The 11816-nt window shown below is 48.6% G+C and carries 7 protein-coding genes; 4 read left to right on the top strand and 3 right to left on the bottom strand.

What is annotated here, in order from left to right; all coding sequences use genetic code 11:
- Positions 1-123 precede the first annotated feature (123 nt).
- From acnD to IE103_RS05105, 4 genes are all read left to right on the top strand, one after another.
- Positions 124-2718 carry a Fe/S-dependent 2-methylisocitrate dehydratase AcnD gene (gene acnD / locus IE103_RS05120; RefSeq protein WP_189344874.1) on the top strand — a complete coding sequence of 865 codons (2595 nt, stop codon included), beginning with the start codon at positions 124-126 and terminating at the stop codon, positions 2716-2718.
- A gap of 424 nt (positions 2719-3142) precedes the next feature.
- Positions 3143-4327 carry a 2-methylaconitate cis-trans isomerase PrpF gene (gene prpF / locus IE103_RS05115; RefSeq protein WP_189344873.1) on the top strand — a complete coding sequence of 395 codons (1185 nt, stop codon included), beginning with the start codon at positions 3143-3145 and terminating at the stop codon, positions 4325-4327.
- Positions 4328-4557: 230 nt separating this feature from the next.
- Entirely contained in the window at positions 4558-4875 is a 318-nt protein-coding gene (locus tag IE103_RS05110) for a hypothetical protein (protein ID WP_189344872.1), read from the top strand.
- A 69-nt stretch (positions 4876-4944) separates the two neighbouring features.
- Complete coding sequence (locus IE103_RS05105; protein WP_268248946.1) at positions 4945-6891, top strand: propionate--CoA ligase; 1947 nt, start codon at positions 4945-4947, stop codon at positions 6889-6891.
- Positions 6892-6995: 104 nt separating this feature from the next.
- On the opposite strand, the gene IE103_RS05100 is transcribed toward IE103_RS05105, so the two are convergent.
- From IE103_RS05100 to xth, 3 genes are all read right to left on the bottom strand, one after another.
- The gene (locus tag IE103_RS05100; RefSeq protein WP_189344870.1) at positions 6996-7877 is read right to left on the bottom strand and encodes an HDOD domain-containing protein; all 882 of its coding nucleotides are present in this window, start codon (positions 7875-7877) and stop codon (positions 6996-6998) included.
- Positions 7878-8104: 227 nt separating this feature from the next.
- Positions 8105-10789, bottom strand: a complete 2685-nt coding sequence (locus tag IE103_RS05095) for a cation-translocating P-type ATPase (protein WP_189344869.1) — start codon at positions 10787-10789, stop codon at positions 8105-8107.
- 217 nt (positions 10790-11006) lie between these two features.
- The gene (gene xth, locus IE103_RS05090; protein WP_189344868.1) at positions 11007-11771 is read right to left on the bottom strand and encodes an exodeoxyribonuclease III; all 765 of its coding nucleotides are present in this window, start codon (positions 11769-11771) and stop codon (positions 11007-11009) included.
- Positions 11772-11816 lie beyond the last annotated feature (45 nt).

Below are 11816 nucleotides of genomic sequence, written 5' to 3'. Positions count from 1 at the left end.
GCTCCGTTTGCCGCCTAGCGCTGCATCCCGACTACGGATTTTCTAAACGATCCATTTCAGCAGTGAAGAGCAGCCATGATCAAAGCTATGCTGAGCTAGCAATAACAAAAGAAGGAACAATGAATGAACACACAATTCCGCAAAAACCTCCCCGGTACTTCACTCGATTATTTCGATGCCCGTGAAGCGGTGGAAGCGATCGAGGCGGGGGCTTATGCCAAGCTGCCTTACACCTCGCGTGTCTTGGCTGAGAACTTGGTGCGTCGTTGCGATCCTGCGACCTTGACGGATTCCTTAAAGCAGTTAATCGAACGTAAGCGTGAGCTCGATTTTCCGTGGTTCCCAGCGCGCGTGGTGTGTCACGATATTTTGGGGCAAACAGCGCTGGTTGATTTGGCGGGTTTGCGTGATGCGATTGCCGAACAAGGTGGGGATCCAGCGCAAGTCAATCCTGTGGTGCCAGTGCAGCTGATCGTTGATCACTCTTTGGCGGTCGAATGCGGTGGTTTTGATCCGCAAGCGTTTGAAAAGAACCGTGCGATTGAAGATCGTCGCAATGAAGATCGCTTCCATTTCATCAACTGGACGAAATTGGCGTTTAAGAACGTCGATGTGATCCCGCCAGGTAACGGCATCATGCATCAGATCAATCTAGAGCGCATGTCGCCCGTGGTGCACAATCAAAATGGCGTGGCATTCCCAGATACCTTGGTGGGTACAGATAGTCACACACCACACGTCGATGCACTCGGTGTCATCGCGATTGGGGTGGGTGGTCTTGAAGCTGAAAACGTTATGCTCGGTCGCGCTTCGTGGATGCGCTTGCCAGACATTATTGGTGTCGAGCTCAGCGGTAAGCCGCAGCCTGGTATCACAGCGACCGATATCGTCTTGGCACTCACAGAATTCTTGCGTAAGTCCAAAGTGGTTGGTGCGTATCTCGAATTCTACGGCAGCGGTGCTGCGGCTTTAACACTCGGTGATCGTGCTACGATTTCGAACATGGCACCTGAATACGGTGCGACGGCAGCGATGTTCAGTATCGATCAGCAAACTATCGATTATTTGAAATTGACCGGTCGTGAAGATGCTCAAGTTGCTTTGGTGGAGACTTATGCCAAAGTCGCTGGCTTGTGGTCCGATGCTTTGGTGACAGCCGAATACGAACGTGTCTTGCAGTTTGATTTGTCGAGCGTCGTGCGCAATATGGCAGGTCCATCGAATCCGCATGCCCGTGTTGCTACGACAGATTTAGCAGCAAAAGGCATCGCAGCGGCTTGGGACAATGTGCCAGGCCAAATGCCTGATGGCGCAGTGATTGTCGCGGCGATTACCAGCTGCACCAATACTTCAAATCCACGTAACGTGATTGCTGCGGGTTTGTTGGCACGCAATGCCAATCGTTTGGGCTTAACGCGCAAACCTTGGGTCAAGTCTTCTTTGGCGCCTGGCTCCAAAGCCGTCACTTTGTACTTGGAAGAAGCCGGTTTGATGCAAGACTTGGAAGCGCTGGGTTTTGGCGTGGTGGCGTATGCATGTACCTCGTGTAACGGTATGTCCGGTGCTTTAGATCCAGTAATCCAACAGGAAATTATTGACCGTGATTTGTATGCGACGGCAGTCTTGTCTGGTAATCGCAATTTCGATGGACGTATTCATCCATATGCGAAGCAAGCTTTCTTGGCTTCGCCTCCATTGGTCGTCGCGTATGCGATCGCTGGCACGATCCGTTTCGATATCGAAAAAGACGTGTTGACCGTGGTTGATGGCAAAGAAATCCGCTTGAAAGATATCTGGCCTAGCGATGAAGAAATCGATGCGATTGTGAAGTCTAGCGTCAAGCCTGACATGTTCCGCAAAGTGTACGAGCCAATGTTTGCGATCTCGACCGAGCAAGCAGCGAGTGTGCCGCCGCTCTACGATTGGCGTGCACAATCGACCTACATCCGCCGTCCACCGTACTGGGAAGGCGCTTTGGCAGGCGAGCGCACGATGAAGGGTATGCGTCCTTTGGCAGTTTTGGGCGACAACATCACGACCGATCACTTGTCTCCATCGAACGCGATTATGCTCGATAGTGCGGCAGGTGAGTACCTCGCAAAAATGGGTTTGCCGGAAGAAGATTTCAATTCCTATGCAACGCATCGCGGTGATCATTTAACCGCACAACGTGCCACCTTCGCGAATCCAACCTTGAAGAACGAAATGGTGCGTGATGCTGACGGCGAAATCAAAGCGGGATCCTTAGCGCGCATTGAGCCAGAAGGCAAAGTCACGCGCATGTGGGAAGCGATCGAAACCTATATGGAACGTAAGCAGCCTTTGATCATTATCGCTGGCGCGGATTATGGCCAAGGTTCTTCACGCGATTGGGCGGCCAAAGGTGTTCGCTTGGCCGGCGTCGAAGTCATCGTTGCCGAAGGTTTTGAACGCATACACCGCACCAATTTGATTGGTATGGGCGTCTTGCCACTCGAATTCAAAGCAGGCGTGAATCGTTTGACCTTGGGGCTCGATGGTACCGAAACCTATGACGTGATTGGCGAACGGACACCACGCGCGACCTTAACTTTAGTCATTCATCGTAAAAATGGTGAACGCTTAGAAGTACCGATGACTTGCCGTTTAGATACTGCCGAAGAAGTGTCGATTTACGAAGCAGGTGGGGTCTTGCAACGTTTCGCGCAGGACTTTTTGGCGTCTTCGAAATCTGCGTGAGCCTGTGGTTGCGTAGCAGTGTCGGATTTGCTCGGTACTTCCCTCCCCTTCAAGGGGAGGGCTAGGGTGGGGATGGGTTGAGGATAGAACACCTACCGAGGTTTCTCGTGCGAGACCCATCCCCATCCCGACCTTCCCCTTGAAGGGGAAGGAGGAGTAAGAGAAACCTAGGGCGGGTGCAACCCGCGCCGCCAGAACTTTGAGTAACAAAGGTGATGGAAAGAGCAGCGCGGGTTGCACCCGCCCTACGAAGCTTGAGTAAATAACGACTGTCATTCCTGCGCACGCAGGAATCCAGTGACGTTGATGAGTGAGCTTGATCAGTCGACGAAAGACGCTGGGCTCCTGCCTTCGCAGGAGTGACGACTAACACACTCAGCCGTGTAGCTGAACCGTACAAGAAATTGAGAGAGTAAGGAAAACCATGTCCCACCCAGCCCAAATCAAAATCCCCGCCGTCTACATGCGTGGTGGCACTAGTAAAGGTGTATTTTTCCGCGTGCAAGATTTGCCAGCCGCAGCCCAACAGGCCGGTGCGGCACGCGATGCCTTGTTGTTACGCGTGATCGGTAGTCCCGATCCTTATGGTAAGCAAATCGACGGCATGGGTGGTGCGACTTCAAGCACTTCGAAAACAGTATTGCTGGCGAAGAGTACTAAACCAGATCACGATGTTGACTATTTATTTGGTCAAGTCGCTATTGATAAAGCTTTCGTCGATTGGAGCGGCAATTGCGGCAATCTTTCCGCTGCAGTGGGTTCATGCGCGATCAGCATGGGCTTGGTCGACAATGTGCCGCAAAACGGTATCGCCGTGGTGCGCATCTGGCAGGCGAACATCGCTAAGACGATCATTGCCCATGTGCCGATGACTAACGGTGAAGTGCAAGAAACAGGCGACTTCGAACTCGACGGCGTCACCTTTCCTGCCGCTGAAGTTCAACTCGAATTTATGGATCCAGCGGCCGAAGAAGAGGGCGCTGGTGGTTCGATGTTCCCAACCGGGAATCTAGTCGATGATTTAGAAGTACCAGGCATCGGCACTTTAAAAGCGACCATGATCAATGCGGGTATTCCAACCATTTTTGTGAATGCGGAAGAAATTGGCTACACCGGCACTGAACTGCAAGATGCGATCAATAGCGATACCGCAGCCCTAGCCAAATTCGAAACGATACGAGCCTATGGCGCAGTACGTATGGGTTTGATCAAGCACATCGACGAAGCGGCGAAGCGTCAGCACACTCCGAAAGTCGCATTTGTATCCAAACCTTTGGATTATGTGTCCTCGAGTGGAAAACAAGTGAAAGCCAGTGAAATCGATTTATGCGTGCGCGCATTGTCGATGGGTAAATTGCATCACGCGATGATGGGAACAGCGGCAGTGGCGATTGGCACAGCGGCAGCCATCCCTGGCACTTTAGTGAATTTAGCCTCCGGTGGTGGTGCGCGTTCTGCTGTGCGGTTTGGTCATCCTTCTGGCACGTTGCGTGTGGGTGCTGAGGCGCAGTTGGTCGATGGTGAATGGGTGGTGAAGAAGGCGAGCATGAGTCGTAGTGCTCGGGTTTTGATGGAAGGGTTTGTGCGGGTGCCTGGGGATTGTTTTTGAGTTTGCTGTTTTGAATTGAGGTCTGTAGGTCGGGGGTGGCCCGACAGCCAGTTACCTTTTTTGCTTCGCCAAAAAAGGTAACCCAAAAAAGGCGACCACGCTGCCACTGCCCTTCGGGTTCCCAATTATGCAAGACAAAAAATGGGAAAGCTTCGAAACTCGCTGCGCTCAAACAACGAAGCTTTCTTTATCCATTTTCTGTCTTGCACAATTGGCAGTGTCAGAAGTGGATGAAGGTCAAAAGCAACCCCCAAACAATCAGCCTCAAAAGTTTTTTTGCGTCACCAATGACCGTTGTGATTGTAGGTTTTGATGTTCCCGCATGTAGCGCTGCCAATTGTGCTGGGCAGAAATGGGAAAAAGAGAGGCAGATGTTTGAGCGTAGCGAGTTTCTGACTCTCCCCATTTTTGCACTGCGCAATTGGGTACCCGAAGGGCAGCGATACCTGCGTCGCCTTCTTTTGCTCACTTTTCTTGGCGAAGCAAGAAAAGTGAGTGGCCGCCGGGCCACACCCGGCCAGAGAACGCAGTTAGACAGTGAAAGTTGAATGAGCCATATAAGAATCAAAGCACAAACTTGATGTAGTACAAAAGGCGATTAAGCAAAACAAATAACAATCAAAAGAAACGCCAAACAGAATTCAAACCAAAACGCTATAAAAACTGGAGACACCATGAACTACCAAGATTTTTATCAAGCCTCAATTCAAGACCCTGTTAGCTTCTGGGATCAACAAGCCCAACTCATCAGTTGGCACAAACCCTATACTCAAGTACTCGATCACAGCAAACCACCTTTTGCCAAATGGTTTGTCGGTGGCGAGACGAATCTTTGTTATAACGCGATTGATCGTTGGTTGGAGACACAGTCGGATAAGGCGGCATTGATCGCCATTTCGACTGAAACCAATTCCGAGAAAACCTACAGTTTCGCTGAACTGCATGTCGAAGTGCAGCGCATGGCAGCGATGATGTTGGATCTCGGAGTCAAGAAGGGCGATAGAGTTTTAATCTATATGCCCATGATTGCCGAAGCAGCATTTGCCATGTTGGCATGTGCACGCATCGGTGCTGTGCATTCCGTGGTGTTCGGTGGCTTCGCCTCTAAGAGTTTGGCAACACGTATCGACGATGCCAAACCCGTATTGGTGGTGTCTGCCGACGCCGGGATGCGTGGCGGTAAGGCCGTTCCTTACAAACCTTTGCTCGATGAAGCAATTCAATTGGCTGAGCACAAACCCGCGAAAGTACTGTTAGTCAATCGTGGTCTGGATGCGATGAACTTGGTTGATGGTCGGGATGTTGATTATGCGGCATTACGTGAACAACACATGAACGCGCAAGTGCCAGTGACGTGGCTCGAATCGAATGAAATGTCCTACGTGCTCTACACCTCGGGTACCACAGGCAAACCCAAAGGCGTGCAGCGTGATGTCGGTGGCTATGCGGTGGCATTAGCCTCATCGATGAAAAATATCTTCTGCGGCAATGCGGGTGAAACCTATTTCGCAACGTCTGATATTGGTTGGGTGGTCGGCCATTCTTACATCGTGTACGGCCCTTTGATTGCAGGTATGGCGACCATCATGTACGAGGGCACGCCGATTCGTCCTGATGCGGGTGTATGGTGGAGTATTGTTGAGAAATACAAAGTCACACGCATGTTCTCAGCACCGACGGCAGTGCGGGTATTGAAGAAGCATCCAGTGGAGCTGATGAAGAAGTACGATATTTCTTCCCTCAAGGCTTTGTACTTGGCGGGTGAACCACTCGATGAAACGACGTCGAATTGGATCGCGACAGAATTAGGTGCGCCGATTATTGATAACTACTGGCAAACCGAAACGGGTTGGCCTATCTTGTCGGTGGCGCGTGGTGTCGAACACAAAGATACGCGCCTCGGTAGTCCAGGTATCGCCATGTATGGCTACAACGTGACCATCATCAATGAAGCTACGGGTGCGGTTTGTGGTCCGAATGAAAAAGGTGTGGTGGCGATTAAAGGGCCTTTGCCACCGGGTTGTATGCAGACTGTGTATGGCGATGATCAACGCTTTGTGCAAACGTATTGGACTAACTTTGCGCATGAGCAGTTGTATTCCACTTTTGATTGGGGCATACGCGATGCAGACGGCTACTTCTTTATCTTGGGACGTACCGATGATGTGATTAATGTGGCTGGTCACCGTTTAGGTACGCGTGAAATTGAAGAAAGCATTTCTAGTCATCCACAAATTTCGGAAGTGGCGGTAGTCGGTATCGAAGATAAATTGAAAGGGCAAGCCGCAGTTGCGTTTGCAATTATCAAAAATCCAGATCGTGCGGCAACACGTGAGTTAGCAAAAGCTTTGGAAGCTGAAGTGATGGCGGTCGTCGATAAACAGCTAGGCGCGGTAGCCCGTCCCTCGCGCGTATATTTTGTGGCGATGTTGCCCAAGACGCGTTCGGGTAAGTTACTACGACGCTCGATTCAAGCCGTGTGTGAAGGAAGAGATGCGGGAGATTTGACGACGATAGAAGATCCCTTATCTTTGCAACAGATCAAAAATGCTTTGCAAGCATAATTGATTTAGATTAGTTTTTTTATCTCAATTAAAAAAGGGGTTGCGACATCATAGTCGAGACCCCTTTTCTACAAAATGAAGAGTTTATAAAGATTTTTGTCGTCTCAAATAATCAATGCCGCAGACAAAGTAATTACTTCATCTTCCGACTCTTCAAGAATACTAAGCAAACTACCTTCACCTACGACAAAGTCGATTTCTGATTCGCAGCGGTTGGTTTCGGAGTCTGTTCTGGTATCTAGTGGAGAGACAGTTTTTGCTAGATCGTTAGCGAGCAGTAAGGTGTCTCCCAAGGTTTCTGGTGGCATTGCATGTAGTCCGTACCACATCGCTTCTACCGCTTCATTTACCTCGGCTGGCAGGTTCAGGTTTTTTAAGACAGCGCGGCCGATGATGGCGTCTTGCGATTCTTCTTTTGTTGCGGCTTCGCTAAATTCATCGAAATTTTCATCGTCGTTGGCACCGGATAAATCATCTGGTTCTAATAAGCAGGGAAATTCTTCAGCGCGTGAGAGTAGGTAGAAACCACCAACTTCGTGCACGATACCCGCGAACATGGCTGTATCTGGATTTAGTTTTGTGACGCGTCTGGCAATCACTTGAGACAGTGCCGCGACCTGTGCGGAGTGTTCCCACAACTGATTGATTTTTGCGCGAATCACGGGATTTCTGCTGGCTCCAGCAATTTGTCGCATGACCACAGAAGCGACTAGGCCACGCAAGGTGTTAAAGCCTAAACGTGCGATTGCCGAACGTACATTGCTTACTTCAGATCCGCGTGAGTAGGCCGCACTGTTCGCTACTGCAACGACTTTTGCAGCGAGTAGCGGTTCGTTCAAAATAATTTTGGTTGCTGTATCAAGGCTGCAATCTGCAACGTCAATTGCTTCTTGTACTTTGAGGGAGGTGGCAACGCTCGCAGAAAAAATTAATTCTCCTTGACGCGCTTGTTCCACCAGTAAAGCTAGGGCTTCGGGTTTATTCATGACACAGTGTCGCTCCACATTGAGAAAAACGCACCTCATCTTGCATTGATTGGCTCAGCGCCTGTCACTGAGCGATCCGCACTTATTTGCAGCTAAGTGATTCATCCAAATTCTGTGCTTGATTATGCATTTCGTCAAATCACAATGTAGCAGATAAGCTTGCCTCTTGGAAATTTTATTTAAACTGTTGTATTTAAAGATAAGATTTCTTAAAAATATTTCATATCTTAAATGGCAATTTTTGGGGCTTTCGTGCTGACATTTCTTGTTTTTAGAAAGGCACTTTGCATGATCGCGATTGCGCACACTACGCAGGCAGCAAACATTGCACTGAATAATAAGTGCAATGCATCTGGATTGCCAAAATAAAATAGCTGTCGAAGATTGGCGATGCTTAGGATCAAAATCATGGCAATCAGCGTTCCACCATTGACCCACCAATATATCGGATTCGATGCCTTCAGTGCCTGTTGTAAATTGCCACTCAGCGAACGATTGAGGAAGATAAATCCGAGATTGCCAACAACGATCGCGGTGAACGTGATGGCGCGTGCTTCATCGTTGGCGATGCCATGTTGAATCGTGAACCAGTAGATTGCTAAGACCATTAGAAAAATAATGCTACCTTGCCAAAAACCACGCCATAAAACTTTGGCTTGGAAAATGCTTGAATGCATAGATCGCGGTAGGCGTTGCATGATGTTTTGTTCTTCTTGCTCGGCTTCGAATACCAATGAACAACTTGGGTCGATAATTAATTCCAGGATCAATATATGAACTGGCATCAGTAAAACGGGCCAGCCAAACATCACTGGTAAAAATGATAGCGCGACGATAGGTACATGTGCAGCAATGATAAAGCTCAGTGTTTTTTGTAAGTTGTCAAAGATGCGTCGGCCTAAACGCACCGCCGCAACGATCGATGAAAACATATCATCAAGCAAAACGAGATCAGCCGATTCACGCGCTACATCGGTTCCTCGTTTGCCCATCGCAATCCCGATATGCGCGGCTTTTAGAGCAGGAGCATCATTCACGCCATCGCCTGTCATAGCGACCACCGCATTGCTTTGTTTGAGCAGTCTAACGATGCGTAATTTTTGTTCTGGCATGACGCGACAAAACACATGCACATGCTGTAGTTGCTGCTGTAGCTCTACATCCGACATGGCTTGCATTTGTGTGCCAGATAAGGCACCAGCACTCGTATCGATACCGCATTGATTGGCAATGTTTAATGCCGTAGCTGGATAATCTCCGGTGATCATCATGACACGTATGCCAGCATCGCGACATTCTTGAATTGCGGCGGGAACGCCATTGCGAATAGGGTCGGCGAAGGCAACCAAGCCTAGTAATTGAAAGTTGAAATCATGATGATGGCTAGGTAAATCCGTGCCATTGGATATTGACGTTAACTCTGCTTTTGCCACCGCAAGAACGCGTAAACCTTGCTCCGCCATCGTATTGACTTGTCGCATCAGCGAGGCGGATTCATCGACACTCAAATGGCAAAGCTCAGCGATTGCTTCGGGTGCGCCTTTGCTGGCAATGACGATGCGATCTGTGTTTTGATCTGTATTTTGATCGGTGTTTTTCCAAGCGCGCGATATTGCAAGCAATTGTTTGGTCAGCGGATATTCTTGTAGTAGCTGCCAATTCTTGTGTAGATGTTCGCTATCGCCGAGTAATTCCTGTCCAGTTTGCTGTAGGGCTTGGTCCATTGGTTCACTACCTTGGCTTTGACTTGCCAGTACAGCGAATTCCAATACCTCATGTAAATCTTCTGGCAAAGTTTTCTGATGAGCGCAATCGAATTGATGCTCACCTTTTACAAGTTGTGCCAAGGCCATTTTGTTTTGCGTTAAGGTCCCGGTTTTATCGACACATAAGACATTGGCTGATCCTAGTGTTTCGATGGCTGGGATACGGCGTGTTAATACATTCTTTTGACCAATCCGCCATGCACCAATACCCAAGAAAATTGTCAGTACGACGGGCAACTCTTCGGGAATCATCGCCATTGCAAACGTTAATCCAACCAAGATGCCACGGGTCCAATCTGTGCGACTCCAGCCATACCAGACCGCTAATAAAATAGCTAAGCTCAAGCTAGCCAGTGCGACGTATTTGACTACGTGTTTAGTCTCTTTTTGCACGCGGGTTGGTTCTTCTTGAATTTCCGCTAAGGCGTTGCCAATTTTGCCTATGGCTGTGTTCGTCCCTGTGCTTCGTACAATTGCAATACCTTGACCTTGTACGACGAGACTGCCTGAAAACACAAGCGGCGTATTGTCACCGCCAGCGGCACCCATAGTGATCTGTTGAAAAGACTTGTCATGATGCTGTTGTACTTCTGACGAAGGGAGTTGAGTAACACGATCATGCATCTCATGCCTTTGATCAGTTGCCAACTCGTTGAAAGTCACTTTGGTCACAGCCAAGGATTCACCAGTGAGTAAGGATTCATCGACAGTTAAATTGAGAGAAGAGATTAAAATCCCATCGGCTGCGACACGATCGCCTTCTGATAACACAAGATAATCACCGGTCACGACTTGCTTACTCGGAATGCTGATACGTTGTCCTGCGCGAATCACGATTGCACGTGGATCGGACAAATCACGCAAGGCTTCAAGCGCACGTTCGGTTTTACGCTCTTGGTAAAAACTAATTATGACCATGCCCATCACAAAGCCAGAAAGAACGACTGCATCATGCCAGTCACCCAAAATGAGATAAATCGATCCACATGCGATTAACAAGAGAATCATTGGCTCTGAGATGACATGCCAAGCGATTTGCCAAACATTCTGCGCCTTTGCCGTTGCCAGTTCATTTGGGCCATCAATCAAAAATTGTGCTTGCGCTTCTTGTTCGCTTAGACCTTGAAAATTATCTGGATTTGACATGAGTATCGTATTGGCTAGGAATGAAAAAATAGTTCTATTTTGATTTACTTGTTACATAGTTTCATGAAAAGCGATCACATCGCCGTTTTTATTGCTTCTAAAAGAATATACACGCCAAATCTTCATGATTTTGTGACAGATCAATAAAAAAGCCGACTAGTTTTTCTAATCGGCTTTTGAGGCATTGGTCGCTAGCTTAAATTTTTGCTAGCCTAAGTTAATCCAAAGTTGCAATGACGGGAGCATGATCGGATGGTTGTTCCCATTTTCGCGGTACTCGATCAACGACGCAAGAAGTACAGCGATCTGCGAGCGGTTTTGATAGTAATACATGATCAATCCGCACGCCTTTATTTAGACGGAATCCAAGTTGGCGATAGTCCCACCAGCTAAAAGTTTTTTCAGGTTGTTCAAACTGGCGGAAGCTATCACTTAAGCCGAGATCGAGCAGCGCTTGAAACGCAGCACGTTCGGCAGGGGATACGAGATTCATGCCCTCCCACGCAGCAGGATCATGCACATCGCGGTCATCTGGTGCGATGTTGTAATCACCTAGCAGCGCAAGTTGTGGATGTTGTTCTAATTCCGCCTTGACCCAATCGCGTAAGGCCGCCAACCAACTAAGTTTGTAAGGGTATTTTTCCGAGTCTAATGCTTGTCCATTTGGTACGTAGGCACAGATAATCCGCATGCCTGCGATGGTCGCAGCGATGATGCGTTGTTGCTCGTCTTCGAATAGCGGATTATTTTTTTGTACGGCTTCAATTGGGTGACGGGAAATGATCGCAACCCCGTTATATGTTTTTTGGCCGGTGAAGACGACCTGATATCCAGCAGCTTCAATCTCCGCTTGAGGGAACTTATCATCGGTTAATTTGGTTTCTTGTATGCACAAGACATCAACAGGATTCATTTCCAGCCATTGCAACACTTGTGGTAGGCGGACTTTTAAAGAATTAACATTCCAGGTGACTAGTTTCATAAGTAATCTCAGATGATGGCGATAGATGCGCGAACAAGAAAAAAC

The organism is Affinundibacterium macrobrachii (assembly GCF_014652415.1).
Lineage (GTDB): Bacteria > Pseudomonadota > Gammaproteobacteria > Burkholderiales > Burkholderiaceae_D > Undibacterium > Undibacterium macrobrachii.
Note: the sequence above shows the minus strand (reverse complement) of the source record. Positions and strands in the feature narration are given on the sequence as shown.